This window comes from Vibrio hangzhouensis, from assembly GCF_900107935.1.
Classification (GTDB): domain Bacteria; phylum Pseudomonadota; class Gammaproteobacteria; order Enterobacterales; family Vibrionaceae; genus Vibrio; species Vibrio hangzhouensis.
Genome location: NZ_FNVG01000005.1, coordinates 24,239 through 41,383 on the forward strand (window position 1 = coordinate 24,239; position 17,145 = coordinate 41,383).

The 17,145-nt window shown below is 48.0% G+C and carries 19 protein-coding genes; 9 read left to right on the plus strand and 10 right to left on the minus strand.

The window, feature by feature from the left end; all coding sequences use genetic code 11:
* Positions 1–181 precede the first annotated feature (181 nt).
* From C4S60_RS06520 to btuD, 3 genes are read left to right on the plus strand one after another with little or no spacing between them, the layout of a single operon-like run.
* Positions 182–1,210 carry a succinylglutamate desuccinylase gene (locus tag C4S60_RS06520; RefSeq protein ID WP_103879540.1) on the plus strand — a complete coding sequence of 343 codons (1,029 nt, stop codon included), beginning with the start codon at positions 182–184 and terminating at the stop codon, positions 1,208–1,210.
* A gap of 45 nt (positions 1,211–1,255) precedes the next feature.
* Positions 1,256–2,254 carry a vitamin B12 ABC transporter permease BtuC gene (gene btuC, locus C4S60_RS06525; protein WP_103879541.1) on the plus strand — a complete coding sequence of 333 codons (999 nt, stop codon included), beginning with the start codon at positions 1,256–1,258 and terminating at the stop codon, positions 2,252–2,254.
* On the plus strand, positions 2,238–2,996 hold the full coding sequence (gene btuD, locus C4S60_RS06530) for a vitamin B12 ABC transporter ATP-binding protein BtuD (protein ID WP_103879542.1): 759 nt from the start codon (positions 2,238–2,240) through the stop codon (positions 2,994–2,996). The genes btuC and btuD overlap by 17 nt, the downstream gene beginning before the upstream one ends.
* A gap of 57 nt (positions 2,997–3,053) precedes the next feature.
* Here btuD and C4S60_RS06535 read toward each other — a convergent pair whose 3' ends face one another.
* The 3 genes from C4S60_RS06535 to C4S60_RS06545 form a co-directional block, all read right to left on the minus strand.
* Entirely contained in the window at positions 3,054–3,626 is a 573-nt protein-coding gene (locus C4S60_RS06535) for a nucleoside triphosphate pyrophosphohydrolase family protein (RefSeq protein WP_103879543.1), read from the minus strand.
* Between the two features lie 521 nt (positions 3,627–4,147).
* Positions 4,148–4,408, minus strand: coding sequence for a hypothetical protein (locus C4S60_RS06540; RefSeq protein WP_103879544.1), 261 nt, complete (start codon positions 4,406–4,408; stop codon positions 4,148–4,150).
* Between the two features lie 254 nt (positions 4,409–4,662).
* Entirely contained in the window at positions 4,663–4,878 is a 216-nt protein-coding gene (locus C4S60_RS06545) for an acetyltransferase (RefSeq protein WP_103879545.1), read from the minus strand.
* Between the two features lie 172 nt (positions 4,879–5,050).
* On the opposite strand from C4S60_RS06545, the gene C4S60_RS06550 reads away from it, so the two are divergent.
* The gene (locus C4S60_RS06550; protein WP_103879546.1) at positions 5,051–6,100 is read left to right on the plus strand and encodes a cysteine synthase A; all 1,050 of its coding nucleotides are present in this window, start codon (positions 5,051–5,053) and stop codon (positions 6,098–6,100) included.
* Between the two features lie 350 nt (positions 6,101–6,450).
* Positions 6,451–6,939, plus strand: coding sequence for a c-type cytochrome (locus C4S60_RS06555; protein WP_244183036.1), 489 nt, complete (start codon positions 6,451–6,453; stop codon positions 6,937–6,939).
* 113 nt (positions 6,940–7,052) lie between these two features.
* Here the strand turns inward: C4S60_RS06555 and C4S60_RS23865 are convergent, their stop codons facing one another.
* The 3 genes from C4S60_RS23865 to C4S60_RS06565 form a co-directional block, all read right to left on the minus strand.
* Positions 7,053–7,181: a hypothetical protein gene (locus C4S60_RS23865; RefSeq protein WP_261314705.1), complete on the minus strand. Its 129-nt coding sequence runs from the start codon at positions 7,179–7,181 to the stop codon at positions 7,053–7,055.
* 105 nt (positions 7,182–7,286) lie between these two features.
* Positions 7,287–7,850 (minus strand): DUF1415 domain-containing protein, encoded by a 564-nt coding sequence (locus C4S60_RS06560; RefSeq protein ID WP_103879547.1) that lies wholly within the window; start codon positions 7,848–7,850, stop codon positions 7,287–7,289.
* Between the two features lie 64 nt (positions 7,851–7,914).
* Positions 7,915–9,123, minus strand: a complete 1,209-nt coding sequence (locus C4S60_RS06565; protein ID WP_103879548.1) for an MFS transporter — start codon at positions 9,121–9,123, stop codon at positions 7,915–7,917.
* A 103-nt stretch (positions 9,124–9,226) separates the two neighbouring features.
* On the opposite strand from C4S60_RS06565, the gene C4S60_RS06570 reads away from it, so the two are divergent.
* The gene (locus tag C4S60_RS06570) at positions 9,227–10,096 is read left to right on the plus strand and encodes a LysR family transcriptional regulator (protein WP_103879755.1); all 870 of its coding nucleotides are present in this window, start codon (positions 9,227–9,229) and stop codon (positions 10,094–10,096) included.
* 80 nt (positions 10,097–10,176) lie between these two features.
* Here C4S60_RS06570 and C4S60_RS06575 read toward each other — a convergent pair whose 3' ends face one another.
* Entirely contained in the window at positions 10,177–10,407 is a 231-nt protein-coding gene (locus tag C4S60_RS06575) for a glutaredoxin family protein (protein WP_103879549.1), read from the minus strand.
* A gap of 147 nt (positions 10,408–10,554) precedes the next feature.
* Positions 10,555–11,448: a DMT family transporter gene (locus tag C4S60_RS06580; RefSeq protein WP_103879550.1), complete on the minus strand. Its 894-nt coding sequence runs from the start codon at positions 11,446–11,448 to the stop codon at positions 10,555–10,557.
* Positions 11,449–11,565: 117 nt separating this feature from the next.
* Between C4S60_RS06580 and C4S60_RS06585 the strand changes: the two genes are divergently transcribed.
* Complete coding sequence (locus C4S60_RS06585) at positions 11,566–12,048, plus strand: MarR family winged helix-turn-helix transcriptional regulator (RefSeq protein ID WP_103879551.1); 483 nt, start codon at positions 11,566–11,568, stop codon at positions 12,046–12,048.
* Between the two features lie 38 nt (positions 12,049–12,086).
* Here C4S60_RS06585 and C4S60_RS06590 read toward each other — a convergent pair whose 3' ends face one another.
* Positions 12,087–12,524, minus strand: coding sequence for a GlcG/HbpS family heme-binding protein (locus C4S60_RS06590; protein WP_103879552.1), 438 nt, complete (start codon positions 12,522–12,524; stop codon positions 12,087–12,089).
* Between the two features lie 95 nt (positions 12,525–12,619).
* Positions 12,620–14,218 carry a malate synthase A gene (gene aceB, locus C4S60_RS06595; protein ID WP_425275111.1) on the minus strand — a complete coding sequence of 533 codons (1,599 nt, stop codon included), beginning with the start codon at positions 14,216–14,218 and terminating at the stop codon, positions 12,620–12,622.
* A 330-nt stretch (positions 14,219–14,548) separates the two neighbouring features.
* On the opposite strand from aceB, the gene gcl reads away from it, so the two are divergent.
* Together gcl and hyi are read left to right on the plus strand one after the other, a co-directional pair.
* On the plus strand, positions 14,549–16,339 hold the full coding sequence (gcl, locus tag C4S60_RS06600) for a glyoxylate carboligase (RefSeq protein ID WP_103879554.1): 1,791 nt from the start codon (positions 14,549–14,551) through the stop codon (positions 16,337–16,339).
* A gap of 11 nt (positions 16,340–16,350) precedes the next feature.
* Entirely contained in the window at positions 16,351–17,127 is a 777-nt protein-coding gene (gene hyi, locus C4S60_RS06605) for a hydroxypyruvate isomerase (RefSeq protein WP_103879555.1), read from the plus strand.
* The last annotated feature ends 18 nt before the right edge of the window (positions 17,128–17,145 follow it).

The window sequence follows — 17,145 nt, forward strand, 5'->3', positions numbered from 1 at the left end:
TTGTGAAAGTGTGTGGTGATTTTGTGGTTATGTCACCACATGCTTAGTAAACTGGGGAATTTTTCAGCAAAATGGCGTTTTAGTCTTAAAGTTACGAGACTTACTTCGATAAACGCGATCATATCCGTATAATTTTGTTGGATGTTTCATTAACATACCGCTGTTAGATAGGGAGCAGCGCATGACGAAATCGCTTTTTCGCCAGTCATTTCTGAAAGATACATTAGAAACCGAAACTGAGTTCACTGCACAGTCACAAGTCACTCCGGATGGAGTGAAGATGGATTTAAGTTACCGAGGGGTACTGGAAGTCACCCCTAGTCATTTGGACGAAGACAGTAAGCACATCATAATTTCCTGCGGTATTCACGGTGATGAAACCGCACCTATGGAACTGGTGAGCAAAATGGTCGACGACATTGAGTCTGGTTTTCTCAAACTCAAGGCGCGTTGTCTGTTTATTATCGCCCATCCAGAGGCGACAAATCGTCACACCCGTTTCATTGACGAGAATCTCAACCGGCTTTTTGGCAGCAAAGATCATGCTGTGAGTCGTGAAGTCGCGATAGCCAAACACCTGAAGTCGCTTGTTGAAGCATTCTATCAGGGGACGGAAGAGGCGAACCGCTGGCATCTGGATCTGCATTGTGCCATTCGTGAGTCTAAGCACTATTCATTTGTTGTCAGCCCGCGCTCGCGTCATGCCGTAAGAAGCAAAGCGTTGTTCGATTATGTAGCCAGTGCGCATATGGATGCGGTGTTACTTTCCAATGCGCCTTCAAGTACGTTCAGTTGGTTCTCTGCCGAGAATTATGGTGCACAGGCGTTGACGATGGAATTGGGCAGAGTCGCGCGCATTGGCGACAACGACCTCGACAAGTTGCTAGCATTTGACATAGCAACGCGTGATCTAATCGCTGAAGAAGTCCCAGAACACCTTGCCAAACAGCCTACCATCTACCGTGTTTCTCGCACCATCGTTCGTCACCATGACGACTTCGATTTCCTTTTTGATGATGACGTTGAAAACTTTACCGAGTTTAAACATGGTGAAGTCTTTGGACATGATGGTGACAAACCGCTAATGGCAAAGAATGATCACGAAGCGGTGGTGTTTCCAAACCGAAAAGTGGCCATTGGCCAGAGAGCAGCTTTGATGGTGGTTAAAGTGGCAACCCGCTATGAGGATGACCAACTGGTCTACGATTGATCGAAAAACAGTGGCGTTATTTGATGCCGCTGTTATGCTTCTCAGATGGAATTCAATCAGTTACTGACTCAAAACCAAAGGCGCTGGCGCAAGTTAATCTTTGCGATGATTGGCGTCTTATTCGGTTGTGCTCTGCTTCACCTCTCTGTTGGCGAGCTTTTCATTAATCCGTTTGCGCCACAAACTGCTCTCGAATCGCGTTTACTTTATGATTTGCGATTGCCGCGCTTGCTGGCGGCCGCTGCCATTGGCGCGGCGTTAGCGCTCTCTGGCGCGTCTTTGCAAGTGCTGCTGGGTAATGTACTTGCGGAGCCGGGTGTATTGGGGATATCAGGTGGTGCCGGTCTCGGAATGGTGGTGGTGTTGTTCGCCGTGCCCGCCGCCGCAACCCCCTTTGGTTTCATGCTCGCAGGCGTCGCTGGTGCTCTGTGCTTTACGCTGCTGCTTGTAAGTATGGCTAAGGTAATGAGACTGACCACCACGCGGTTATTACTGGTGGGCGTCGCTCTGGGTATTCTTTCCGGGGCCGTTGTCACATGGGCGTTCTACTTCAGTGATGATCTTAGTATTCGCCAATTAATGTATTGGCTGATGGGCAGTGTCGGCGGGGTGAGTTGGTACCAGCATGTGCTCACTTTGCTAATGATTCCTGTGGCAGTCTGGTTGTGTTTCAAAGGCACTGTGCTCGATAAGCTGATGGTCGGTGAGGTGCATGCAAAGCAACTAGGAGTAGACGTTAACCGAATTCGCTGGCAGCTCATACTGGCCGTCTCGCTGCTGGTAGGAGGCTCAGTGGCGTTGGGTGGTGTTATTAGCTTTGTTGGATTGGTTGTACCTCATCTTCTTCGATTAGCCTTTGGTACAGAAAATCGCTATTTACTGCCCCTGTCCGCAGTGACGGGCGCCACTCTATTGGTCGTATCCGATATTCTTGCCAGACTGGTTCTGGACTCTGCTGAGTTACCGGTAGGTGTGATGACAACGACGATAGGGGCTCCTATCTTTATCTGGATGTTGGTGAAAAGTCATGATACAGGTTCATAATCTTTCGGTAGGCACTCGTCTGTTGCCGCTCTCTGCCAAGTTTCCCCCAGGTAAACTCACGCACGTCATTGGACCAAATGGGAGCGGCAAAAGTACCTTGTTGGCAGCCATCGCCGGTGTGCTGGAATATCAGGGAAGTGTCATGGTCAATAAGGACGAGCTGGCGTCGTTGTCACTACCCGATGTCGCCCTGACACGTGCTTATTTGAGTCAGTCTGCCAAGCCGGCCTTCAATATGCCAGTATATCAATTCTTGTCCCTCTCTATTCCAGCCAACAGTGATAGTAACGGTCCGAATGTGGATAAGGCAGTCGCCGATATTGTCGAGCTGCTGAATCTCACTCATATGCTCACTCGTACGGTTCATCATCTTTCAGGAGGAGAGTGGCAAAGAGTTCGACTGGCAGCCTGTTGTCTTCAGATTTGGAAACCGATTAACCCACTTGCGCAGTATTTGATTCTAGACGAGCCTTCAGCCCCACTGGATATTGGACAAACCAAGTACCTGCACAGGCTAATTGACATAGTAAAGGCACAAGGCACGACAATATTGGCTGCGAATCATGACCTTAACGTCACACTACGCAATGCGGATTTTGTTGTATTGCTGGCCAATGGCGTGCTGAAAGCATCGGGACAAGCGAGCGAGGTGCTGACTTCGGATAACATCAGCGCGGTGTACAAGACGGCGGTGCAAAAGGTTCAGATTCAGGAGCGTGAATATTTGGTGTTTGAAGATTAGATATCAGATGCACTCTCGTATCAAAAGAAAACGGCCTCAACAGAGGCCGTTTTGCTACTAAACTAACGGTGTGAGATCCGCTGGTCGGTAGTAGACCGACTTGAGTACCTTGCCTTGACGAATCGTTTTGGCTTCAGAGACAAAGTCTTCAGCACATTTTGCGATAATGTACTCACCTTTTTGTACCGCCATCAGCTTGATGCCTTGTTTGGCGTAATGCGCTTCGGTTTCATTGTATTCTTGCTCATTACGGCAAACTTTACTCATATTGCTTGAGTGGATTTCGTCCCAGCACTGAATAAAATCGATATCGCGGTTAACAGCCACATGCAGCAGCAGTTCGATAAGGTAGCTAATCGCCACATTGTCTTCAACTTTGCTGTCACCCAGATGAACAAGACGACCCATAAGAACATAGACAGAGTCGATGATTGCGTCAGCTTGTTCTTCTTTGCAGTCGGCCTCTGCAAGTTCCGTCATTTCTTCGATAGCCAGCGAGCTGTGAAGCGTATCTGCCGCATCATCCAGTGAAGCTGGGTTATTTACAGGTAGGTCAAACGTAGTACGGAATTCAGTAATGTCGCGGTACAGGTGATCAAAGATCTCCTGAGTGAGTTTTGTCAGTTTCATTGATTATTTTCATCCAGAAATAGTGCTTTGATCCTACCAAACGGTCCATTCGATGGCTAGCTGAAGTTGAACTACAATATTGTTGTCATTTCAATTTACGAAAATAGTATTGTGTTTTTTGGACTTGAAAGATAACATCTTTACAATTCAGGAGGTTATATGAGAACAGTCAAAAGAATGTTCGCATTATGTTTCTCCATGGCAATCGTATCAGCTGTTAATGCAGGATCGACTTCTGGTGGTACACCGAATGTCCCATGTTACGTTGACGGCAAATTAATTGGCACTATACCTATTACGCAGTGCAAAGGCGCGACAACTAGGAAGAAAAGCTTAGAAATGTCAAAGCAAAGTGAATAAAATTAGCGCTCTTAATCTATGCAGGGTTTCTTGCCAACATAGATTGAGCAAAGTTTTCAGAAAGTACACGTACTTTTTGGAAAACGACGTTTCGGATTAGGGTCCCGAGTCGTCGTATTTAAAGGCCACCTTTCGGGGTGGCCTTTTAACATCCAGAGCGATCACTTTCCACAAGGTAGTTCCTGATAGAACTGGTCAAACTCACCCCACAATTCTAGCAACTGGCAGACATGAGTATAGCGGATAAATTTGCTGTCCAAATGCTCTTCACCCCGCCTTAAAACTAAAAAATGTCCTGTCACTCCCTGTGCGGGTGGAATGGCTTCCCATTGAGAGAGCAATGGTGTTTGAGACTTTGATGGGTGTTGAGCCAGAACGATGCCAGAAGCGCCTGTATTGGAATAGATGACGAGAGAGAACATTTGAATTCGTCTTATGAATGCTTTGTGGGTTTGCTATTTGTTGAGTTTATCAGTGGCTCATGGAACAGAGAAGAGGGAAATTGTAAGGGTGAGAAGGGCGGTACTGAAGAAACACATCCCAATTCAAACGGCATGACTTTCCACACCCTCAGTTCTAGGCCAAGAAAAAAGGCCACCAATCGGTAATGTTGGTGGCCTTTCAGGCTATTACTAAAAGGGTTTCAGCACCACGTCAACGCGGGATTATCTTCAGGTTATTTGGTCTTAGAGCGGTAATTTGGGTCTGTCCAGCAGCGCGGAAGTTCTTCACCTGACATAAAGACGAGTTCGGATTTTTTAAACATCTGAGGGTCTTGCTGCTCTTCTCCAGCCTGGAGTCGACCCTCGACACTATCCCGAAACAAGTTGGTCAATGTCGTCATTTCAATAACGTCGACCAGATCGCCGCTTTTTCTATCTTTCAAAAACATCTTGTTTACCCTCAATCGAATCGATCATTTTTAATTATAATTGTTATTTTGAAAATGAGAGTCTTTTCAACTTTCACACATCTTGACTAAACATACCGCAGAGCTACGCTTATGAATGTCATCTATCCAATTGATGCTTATACCAATTGATTAACAAAAAAGTGGAGCCGCTATGTCAATCGCCCCTATCGCAAACAATGTCACTGAACTTATTGGCCATACCGACCTTGTCAGAATCAATAGTCTTTCAGAAATATCGGGCTGTGACATTCTTCTTAAGTGCGAACATCAAAACCCAGGAGGTTCAATCAAAGACAGAGCGGCGTTGCAGCTTGTCAAAGATGCAATAGAGGCAGGCAAGCTCAGGCCAGGAATGACAATCGTCGAAGGAACCGCAGGAAATACCGGAATTGGTCTGGCACTCGTAGCGAACTCCCTTGGCTACAAAATGTTGGTGGTGATGCCAAAAGGGCAGGCTCAGGAGAAGGAGCGTATGATCTCCCTTTATGGTGCTGAACTGTTGCTGGTCGACCCTTGCCCCTTTGCAAATCCGGATCACTTTTATCACACCGCTAAGCGACTTGGTGTCGAGCACGAGGACTACTGGTGGGCGGATCAGTTTGAAAATCTGAGTAACTACCGAGCGCATTATTTACATACCGGGCCGGAGATCTGGCAGCAAACCGAGGGAAAGATCGATGCTTTGGTTACGGTAGCAGGCACGGGCGGGACCATCGCGGGAAACTCCCACTACCTATCGGAGCAACAGCCGAACTTAAAAACCTGGTTGGTCGACCCTGACGGATCCGGTATCTATTCTTTTCTGAAAAACGGAAGCTATCAATCAAAAGGAAGTTCGTTTACCGAAGGGATAGGTATTATGCGAATGGTTGAAAACTTCAGGCAGGCGAAAGTCAATCACGCAATCACACTGCCCGATCAGGATTTGGTGACAATATCTCGCATTGTTGCACAGCGTGACGGCATTCTCTTGGGAAGCAGTTCGTCATTGAATGTGGCTGGGGCGTTATACGCCGCCGCCAGAATGGGTAAGGGAAAAACCATTGTCACTTTCAGTTGTGATCTTGCCGAACGTTCCTACTCAAAGCTATACAACGAAGAGTTCCTAAAGGAAAAAGGGATAGAGCTCAACAAAGAGAACCTCCCGGAACTATGGGCACGCTATCAGGCTGACGATGGCAGTATGGTGGTCAACGTCTAGCGGCTTGTGACATGAACGGATAAACCCCAAAACACCGTCATCTCCTTGGAAAAGGAGATCTTCTGCAGCGTGTCGTGAATTCAACTTAGGTGATTTAGTTGTTTGCTTTCAGTGAAGTACGCGTTCCTGGCGGTGCTCACTTTCGTCAGGGTAACGGTTTTTGGGAAATCGTTGATAACGACAATTTGGCATTCAAGCACCAAATTATTGTGCTATAGATCACTTTTGAATGCTTGCTATTTAGCTTAGCGACGGGAACATGAACCGCCGAGAACTACGATGTAAGAGGCAAGAACAAACGAACGAGTCTGCAAATTATCTTCTTATAAAGTAAGAACATAGGAGTCGACATGATATTCTCAAGTTTCAAATGGTTACAGTTACGACCTGCGGTTGTAACGAGCATTGTGCTTTGTTCGAGCGCAGCGATGGCCAGTGACTCAGACGTCATGAGAGGTAAGTATCTTATAGAAATTGGCGGCTGTAATGATTGCCATACGACAGGCTATGCGCCAAGTGGTGGCACTGTACCTGAAGAGCAATGGTTGTTAGGTGACGCTCTCGGTTTCCGGGGGGGATGGGGCACCACGTATCCAGTCAACTTACGTACTTATATGAATAACTTATCTAAACAGGAATGGATAGACAAAGCTAAGACCCTTAAGACGCGGCCACCGATGCCCTGGTGGGTTCTTAATCGGATGACCGAAGAGGATCTGAGCGCTGTTTATGCGTACATTGCGCAGCTTCCTGTGATTGAAAATCGTGTTCCTGACTATGTAGCACCCGGGGAACAACCCAACGGGCCCTATATCCAATGGCCACAAGGCCCTAAGTAACGCTGAAATTTCCAGTAGTGTTATCACAAGGCTGACTGGTTGATTGAAGCGCGAGTAGGAGCACAGTGCGCATTACAGCTAAAAGAAAGAGCCCGCATAAGCGGGCCCTTTTTTTAATTGTTTGATGCGACTTGTGCGCTGGTTTGCTCAACGCTGTCGTGACTCATTTGATCCATGATGTCGTAGGTTACGAAGTAAGTCACAAGCATAATCAATGGAATAAATTTAAACCAAGGTTTCATGGGGGTAATCTCTTTTGATGCCTGGCGCGAAATTACCACCTCTCTATCTCGGTTTATATCTCTAAAATCGCAATGTTAAGTTGAAGGCGATCGATCTTGAATTGTTCAGCTACTGAACAGGTATGGAAACAAACGCTTTCTTTCTGTTTCGTTAAGCGAACTTACCCGCTCAATATTTGTATCCGGAATTGCTTCAGGATTTGGGTAATGTTTGAGGACACGCTCCATGCTCTCTTCACGTATGAGGTGGAAGATGGGGTAGGGTGAGCGGTTGGTCAGGTTTTCTGGATCTTCCGGTTCTGCACCACCAAAACAGTAATCTGGGTGGAATGTTGCCACCTGATAGATCCCTTCCCAGTCGTTTTGCTTGATCAGGGCTTCGACCCAATCAATGAAGAAGTTGTAGTCCATAAAGTCCTGAAGCATGTTTGGCACGACTACCAAGGTGGTTTCGAGGTCTTTGGCATCGGTCTGTTCAAGCAGCATCAGTTCGCCAAGAATATCTTCCAGCAAACCTTCTTCTTTATCCGCAAGGCTGACAAAGGTTTTGATTTGCTTATTGCGCTCGGGTTTGGCTGCGAAAGGACACAGATTAAGTCCAATCACTACCTCTTTTAGCCATTGCTGTACTTGTTGTTCAATCTTTACTACTTCTTCACGTAACGACATAGCATCTTTTACCACTCATAATATTGTGGCAATTATATGATGCCCTGACGAGAATCGCGAATCTTTAGTCTTTGAGCAAGATCGGTTGTGGGCCCATGTGCTTGTTAAGCTGATTCAGTTTCCAACACAGCGCGAATAAGGCCAGGTACAGCACCATACCGCCCTCAACTACGGAGAGCCACTTGCCATGCTGCCAGCAATAGAGCAGGAAGAAGCCTCCTAAGCTGCCTCCTACGTAATAGTGGACCAGATATAAGGCTGTTGCCGTTGCCTTCGCGCTGGTGGCCTTTTGACTCACCCATGCGTAGGCGAGAGTGTGTGTGAAGAATGCACCACCGCTGATGAGCAACAGGCCGAGCAACATGGCCGGGACCGATTCGATAATTGCCACCAACATCCCCGTCATGCTCAGTACGGTGCCGAGCACCATCCCAGTTATAGGGGAGTAATGGGCGCGCCACTTACCGGTCCATTTTGAAGTTAGTGTCCCCGCCAGATAACAAAGAAATATCAGAGATGTCAATGCGACGGGCAGGTTATGAGGTGCCGCGACCAGGCGAAAACCCATGACCGAATAGAGGTTTACAAACAGGGCAAAGTTAACGCCACCAATGATCATGGCCACCCAGACTATGGGGGTCGATAAGTGTGTGACAAGTGCTCGGTTATGGTGGAAAAACAGCCCGCGTGTTGGCTTAAAATGCTGCTGTTTTGGCAGTAGCAGTGCGACGATGGCAACACCGAGCAAGGTAAAGCTGGAAATAGCGAATACCGCTGTTTGCCAGTCGAAATGGCCTGTAAGTACACCGCCAGCCACTCTTCCGGCAATTCCACCCAACGAGTTCGCGGCAATATAGCCCCCAATGGCGCGTGTGAATGCTTCGCTGGATAACTCTTCCACCATATAGGCTACCGCAACAGAGGCAAATGCCGCCAATGCCACCCCCATACAAGCGCGCAAAAAAACAATGGTCGGCAGGCTTTCGGTCAATAACATCATATAACCAATCACGGGAATGGCGGCCAATCCGGTGAGCATTACAAATCGCCGACCCAAACTTTCGGAGGTAATGGCCCAGGGAACCAGGCAAACTGATAACGCCAGAGTAGAGGCAGCGAAAACCCAGTTAATCTCGATTTCAGATACTTGAAAATGTTGCGCCAGTTGCGGCAGTATGGGCTGAAATACGTAGAGGTTGCAGAACACCAAAAATGACCCCAGCGCCAGGGCAAAGGTCAGGTTTCGGTATGATTGGGTATGCAGCTCTATCACAATAACATTCTCGATGGTTCCAGTTCACTTTGTGATCAACTTAGCACTCTCTTTTTGATTAATGAAATATATTAAATCTATCGTATCAATATATTTTGTTAATATGGATATTAAGCAACTCAAACATTTTTTGGCGGTGGCCAGACACCAGAACTTTACCCGAGCCGCGCAAGATGTCGCGATTGCCCAGCCAGCACTCAGCATTTCCATTAAAAAGTTTGAGCAACAGTTGGGCGTGCAACTTTTTTCCCGGGTAGACAAGCAGGTTATGCTGACCCAGGAGGGGAGATCGCTGGTTCCCCATGCTCAGAAGATCCTGCAACAAATCGATGACGCGACACTGGCCGTCGATGAGCTCAAAGGGTTACTGAAAGGAGAAGTGCGTTTAGGGACGCCAAGCATGATGGGATCTTACTTTTTTCCTGATATTGTCATGGCTTTTAAGAGCGCGTATCCCAACCTGAAAATGACAGTGGTGGAGGCGGGCACGCAGGATATTCGTAAGATGTTGCTCAATGGTGAGATTGACCTTGGAGTGATTAGAAATACCGATGTGCCAGACGATCTTGAAGTGGACCCGATTTATCGCTCTGAGATGGTAGCGGTGGTCAGTCAAAATCATCCGTTTGCACAGCAAAACTCGCTTACATTTGATGAGTTCTTCGATGAGGAATTGGTGATGTTTAAGCCTGGATACTTTCACCGTGACTTCATTGACGAAGAGTGTGAAAGGCGTGGCATGGAAGCCAAATTTTCATTTGAAACCAACTTGTTGCCAATGATTTTGTCCATTGTCAAAAGAGAATTTGCCATTACAGCGTTACTGGAACTGGTGACAGAGCATGAGCCGGAAACGAGGGGAGTCTCGTTCAATCCGCCTGTGTTTGTCGATCTGGCTCTGGCGTGGCGAAAAGAGGGTTACTTGTCCAAAGCGGATCGAACCTTTATAGAGTTCATCAAGCAGGCTGGATAACCCCTGCGAGACGCAGGAGTTGAGCGACGGCGATTGTACATTGCCCATTTGGCGGTGGAAGCAGTATAGGAAGCGTTGGGTTACTTGCTGTTGTACATACGCTCAAAGTTCTTTGGGTTCCAGCCAACCATATACTGGTCACCAATCTTGAGTACGGGTAGCGAGCGCGCACCAATGGCATCAAGTTCTTTACGGCCACGCTGCATTTTGGCATTCGTAAGGCGATATTTGTATCCCTTGCTATCTAAATAACGCTGCGCGTCTTTGCAATGTGGGCATTTATCTGAAACATAAAGTACTAGGCGTTTCACAATCAATCTCTGTCGGTAAAAACTGGCGCATATGGTACGTTTCTGCGCCAGTTTGTAAAGGGGGGTGGTTACAATAAAAGTTGACTGCAGACGAGTTGCTATCAGACCTTCAGCAAAAAGAGCAATCGGTTATCAGATACAACACGATTAACGGTTAGCCAGTCGAGTGATACGGTGCTGCTTAACGGCCATGATCATTTGCGGCAGCAAGGACGTGATGATCATACCTGTCATTAAGGTGTACTGAGTTTGAGTAAAGGACTCACCGAGTAACACCATCCCACATACTATTCCGGCCACTGGATTAGCGATGCCGCCAAATGTGAAATCGACAACGGTCATGCGTTGTAATAGCCAGACATACATGCCGTAGCTCAGCGCGGTGTTAAGTCCCACTACCCAAATCAATCCGAACAGGTTGCGAGCGTCAAAGCCGGTGATGACCGAATGGTAAGTCTCAGGCACCAGCGACGCATGTACGGCGGAGGCGAGTGACAGGATGACACCCCCTAAGATCAGCTGCCAGGTCAAAATGGTCCACCAGTGAATACGTGAGCCTAGCGTTTTGGTGATGCTACTACCGACCACAATACACATAATAGCTGCGAGCATAGCTGCCAGTCCTACCGGGTTCAGACTGATTGAGCCGGGAGAAAATAGCACGAAAGCGAGCAGAACAAGAGCCAGTCCACTGAGTGCCTGAGTCCAGCTTGGAGGGTGCTTCTTAATGAGCCACTGATACAGCATCGCAAACACTGGAACCGAAACCATACCAACACCAGATATGGCGGACGGTAAGGTCTGCGCCATCACGAATATTAGCCCGAAGAAGGTGGCAATATTAATCAGCCCCAGAGTCAGCAACACCTGCCACTCGCCCTTTTTAGGCAGTGTCGGTTTGACCAGCAGCAGGATCAATCCAGCAGGCAAGGCTCGCAATGCCCCCAACAATATGGGCGGCCAGTCTGGTAGTGTAAATTTGGTCACGGCATAAGTTGTTCCCCAGAAAAAGGCGGGGATCATTGCCAGCAAAATGTTCATCTCATTTATCTTTACGTTAAGATATTTACGCACACTCTACTGATAAATTGGCTGCCTGTAAAGTATCTTTATGTTAAGCTAAATTTTCTCGATGAATAATAGTGGGATGTTTTAGACATGGATGCGATTGATCGCGTAGTAGAGCAGTGGGCAAACCAAAAGCCAGAACTCGATACAGAGCCTATGGCGATGATGGGGCGTTTAATGCGTATCGCCAAATACATGGAAACAAAAGTCGCAGAGCTGCACAAAAAGTACGAACTGAAGTTGGGCGAATTTGATGTGTTGGCGACTCTTAGACGAAGTGGCAAGCCATATCGACTGACTCCTTCCGAGCTGATCAATACGATGATGCTGACATCAGGTGCAATGACCAATCGCCTCGACAAGCTCGAGTCGAAAGGGTTGATTTCCAGAGAGCACAGCAAAGAAGATCGTCGAAGTGTGTCTGTACAGCTAACACAAGATGGTTTGGTATTGATTGACAAAATGATCGAAGAACACGTTGAAGTGCAGAATGGATTGGTTAAATCGTTGTCTGCAGCACAAAAGAAACAGGCGAATCAGTTGTTCAAGGTTTGGCTCAGCCAGTATGAATAATCTTTCGGGTCCTAGGCCCTAGTTCCTAGGACCACTACTTACGCGGCTAACTCGTCGCTAAATAGATTGGCGGTGCTGATGCCCGCCAGTGCACAGCGTTCGTCAATATCAGACAGATCTCCACTGACACCGACTGCGCCCAGCACGTTGTGTTCTGCATCCCGAATCAGCAGGCCACCGGGAACCGGAACCATGTTTCCATGCGCAAGTACATTCACAGCGGAGATGAAGGCTGGGCGGGAGTCGGCATCCTGAGCCAGTTTTCTGGACGAGCAACCTAGCGCGAGCGCGCCCCATGCTTTGGCAATCGCAATGTCGGGGCGCATCATGCTTGAACCGTCCTGGCGCTGCAATGAAATCAGTTTTCCCCCATTATCGAGCACCGCAACGGTTAACGGTGCACAATCGTCTGACAGCCCGGCTTGAAAAGTGCCATCAATTATCATGAGTGCCTGTTGTAGAGTTAAACTTCCCATGTTATCTCCTCGTTTATTTGCTTGCGCTATTCGCACAGACAGAGCCTGACTAACGGTTCCGTCTGCGAGATGTGCTGCGCCCAATGGTTACTGAGCTATAGCAACGAATAGCTTGGAAGGGTCAGGAAGTTGGCGAACTGTTTTGCTGTGGAGAGCTTATAAAAAAGGTCAGCGGTTTCATTAAAGCGACCAGCAGCATAACGGGCTTCGCCCACTTCCTGTTTAATCGTGGTGAGCTCCTCATCGAGCCATGTGTGAAATAAAGGTGCAGTGAACTTTTGTCCATCGTCCAGCGTGATACCGTGATGGATCCATTGCCAGATATTAGCGCGTGAGATCTCTGCGGTGGCAGCGTCCTCCATCAAACCATAAATAGGGACACATCCATGACCCTGTATCCAGGCCTCGATGTAGTAGAGGGCAATCCGAATGTTTTTACGCACGCCAGCTTCGTCTCTGACACCGTTACAGGGTGCCAGCAATGTCTCGGCAGTGATCTCTGCATCTGTGCTGACAAAATCCAACTGATTGACTTTACCTTTTAGGTGGTCATCAAATACGGACATAGCCAAATCGACCAGCGCTGGGTGAGCGACCCAGGTTCCGTCGTGACCGTTGTTGGACTCGCGTTGTTTATCTTCAATCACTTTCGCTTTAACGCGAGCCATCTCTTCGGGATCTTTGGCTGGGATAAAGGCCGACATTCCACCCATCGCCAGTGCACCACGTTGGTGGCAAGTTTTGACCAGAAGCTGGCTGTAGGCATTGAGAAACGCTTTATCCATGCCAATGCCGTGGCGGTCCGGCAGAATTCGGTCCGGATGGTTTTTAAGGGTTTTAATATAACTAAAGATGTAGTCCCAACGACCGCAGTTCATCGCCACAATGTGGTCCTTCATCGCGTATAAGATCTCGTCCATCTGAAATACTGCTGGCAGCGTTTCAATCAGCACGGTTGCTCGAATCGTGCCGTTGGACACCTCAAAATAACTTTCTGCATATGAAAATACATCATCCCACCACTGGGCCTCTTCCATACTTTCTAGCTTTGGAATGTAGTAGTACACGCCCAAGCCTTGTCTTGCGCGCGACTGGTAGTTATGGAAGAAGTACAATGCAAAGTCCATCAGGCAGCCTGCAATAGGTTGGCCCTGAAACTGAATCGATTTTTCAGGAAGATGAAGTCCCCTTGGTCGTGCAATCAGCAGAGCGGGATCATCATGAAGTGAGTACAGCTTACCCTTCGATTCGTCGTAATAGCTGATGGAGCCCAGATTGGCGTCACGCAAGTTGATTTGACCTTCGACCATATTTTCCCATGTGGGTGAAGAGGCATCTTCGAAGCAGCACATGAATACTTTCGCATCGGAATTAAGGGCATTAATGACCATTTTACGGTCAACGGGGCCAGTAATTTCTACGCGACGATCCAATAGTGGAGCGGGTGGTGGGCTAACCTTCCAGCTGCTATCTTCCCGAATTTTTTTCGTATCAGCACGAAAATCAGGCAGTTCTCCTGCGTCGAATGCAGCTTGTTGAGTTTCGCGGTCGCGCAGCAGTTGATCGCGTCTTTGACCGAACTGTTTCACCAGGCTTTCCAAAAAGGCGAGTGCATCTGGGCTGAGAATCGTTTGGTAATCCGGTGACTTAATTTCACCGACTACCTGAATACAATCTGCCAGTGCTGTGTCCATTACCTCATTAAGTGCCATTGTTTGTCTCCTTTAAACAATACTTTCTTATTTTGTATACAAAACTGTATCCTCGTATCTACTTATATGAGAAAACAAACAAATGATCAAAGAGTATTTAACATTATTTTCTCATCAATTTTTTGGGGAATTATTTTTACGTAAAGATATTCCATGTAAAGCTATAGTTTTCATGATGCCCGAGGTAAGTGGCTACTTAGTGCATAGGCTCTATGTTGCAAAAATGTTGAATTTGGGGTTGCGATTCTCTGGTATTGAGTCATAGTACACAATATGGTTTTCAATTGTATACAATCTGAGAGGGATATTGGAATGGCAAAAATGAAAGCAATCGAAGCAGCCGTTGCAGTGCTTAAGAAAGAGGGCGTGGATATCGCGTTTGGAGTACCAGGGGCGGCGATTAACCCTATGTATGCGGCAATGAAGCACCTTGGCGGCATTAATCATGTGTTGGCTCGTCACGTCGAAGGGGCATCGCATATGGCAGAGGGTTACACCCGAACTAATCAGGGCAATATCGGTGTGTGTATCGGCACATCGGGACCTGCGGGGACCGATATGATTACCGGTCTGTATTCGGCCTCTGCCGATTCCATCCCTATTCTTTGCATTACAGGACAAGCGCCCAGAGCGAGATTACATAAAGAAGATTTTCAGGCAGTAGACATAGAGTCGATAGCTAAGCCAGTTACTAAGTGGGCCACGACAGTACTGGAGCCAGCGCAAGTGCCGCGTGCATTTCAGAAAGCTTTCCATCTGATGCGTTCAGGCAGACCTGGCCCGGTACTTATTGATCTGCCGCTGGATGTGCAGTTGGCTGAAATAGAGTTTGATATCGATACCTATCAGCCGCTGGAAACGTACAAACCATCAGCGACACGTGAGCAGGCAGAAAAAGCACTCGATATGTTGTGTGCGGCAGAAAAACCCGTGATTGTTTCTGGTGGCGGCGTCATTAACGCCGGAGCGTCAGAGTTGTTGCAACAATTTGCTGAAATTACCGGTGTACCTGTGATTCCAACGTTGATGGGGTGGGGGTCTATCCCGGACGACCATGAGCTGATGGCAGGCATGGTAGGGCTACAAACCGCTCACCGTTATGGTAATGAAACTCTGCTGAATTCTGACTTCGTATTTGGCATTGGTAACCGTTTTGCGAACCGACATACGGGCTCCTTAGATGTGTATACCCAAGGTCGTAAGTTTGTCCACGTCGACATCGAGCCTACACAAATTGGGCGCATCTTCTGTCCGGACCTTGGTATTGTTTCTGATGCGAAAGCAGCACTTGAACTATTGGTGGATGTGGCCAGGGCGCGTGCCGCCGACAATCAACTGCCTGACCGAGCTTCCTGGGTCGGAGAGTGTCAGCAGCGCAAATCCACCATGCTGCGTAAGACTCACTTTACCGAAGCGCCTATCAAGCCGATGAGGGTCTATGAAGAGATGAACCAGGCCTTTGGCCGTGATACGTGCTACGTCAGCACGATTGGTTTGTCCCAAATTGCTGCCGCGCAGTTCCTCCATGTTTACAAACCAAGACATTGGATTAATTGTGGGCAGGCGGGTCCTTTGGGATGGACAGCTCCGGCAGCGTTGGGCGTGAAAGCGGCCGATCCAAATCGTGATGTCGTGGCCATTTCAGGTGACTATGATTTTCAGTTCATGATTGAAGAGTTAGCGGTGGGCGCGCAGTTCAACCTGCCGTATATCCACGTGGTGGTGAACAATTCGTATCTGGGGTTGATTCGCCAGGCGCAGCGTCAGTTCGACATTGATTATTGCGTACAATTGGCATTTGAAAACCAGAATTCTCCCGAAGTTAAAGGTTACGGTGTCGATCATGTCAAGGTGGTTGAGGGGCTGGGTTGTAAAGCGATACGAGTGACCAAACCTGACGAGATTCAAAATGCATTCGCTCAAGCGCGAGAACTGATGGCGAAGCATCAGGTACCGGTTGTGGTGGAAGTCATACTGGAGCGTGTCACCAATATCGCTATGGGTACAGAGATTAACGCCATCAATGAGTTTGAACCTCTGGCGGAGTCGGCCAGCGATGCGCCAACGGCTTTATCTTCAGTGAATGCAACAAACGGTCAGTAAGGGAGAGCACAATGCCAAAATTTGCAGCCAACTTATCTATGTTATTTACCGAAGTCGATTTTCTGAGTCGATTCGAACAAGCCGCAAAAGCCGGGTTTCAGGGGGTAGAGTATCTGTTTCCTTATGATTTTGATGTCGCAACGATCAAAACGCATCTGGAGCAACATGGCCTGACGCAGGTGCTGTTCAATCTTCCTGCCGGGGACTGGGACGCCGGAGACCGAGGCATCGCTGTAGACCCAACGCGTATTGAGGAGTTTCAGCAAGGGGTAGGTAAAGCCATTGAATATGCGCAAGCGCTCGACTGTCGTCAGGTCAACTGCCTGGCGGGGATTGTGCCTGAAGGGGTGACCGAACAGGATGCACGTACCACCTTTGTGATTAACCTCAGGTATGCCGCGCAGCAGCTTGAAGCTGCAGGCATCAAACTGGTGATAGAAGCCATCAATACCCGAGATATTCCGGGTTTCTTCCTGAACACAACGGAGCAGGCGAAGTCGATCGTGGAAGAGGTGGGCAGTGATAACTTGTCACTTCAGTACGATATCTATCATATGCAGATCATGGAAGGGGACCTTATCCCAACAATGAGTAGCAACTTATCGCAGATTTCCCACGTTCAACTGGCCGATAACCCTGGTCGTCACGAACCGGGAACGGGTGAGATTAACTATGACTTTGTGTTACGCGAGCTCGATGCCCTTGGCTATCAGGGTTGGGTCGGTTGTGAGTACAAGCCGAAGACCACCACGGAAGAAGGACTTTCTTGGTTAAACGCATTTCAATAAACCGAAACGTTAAGGAGA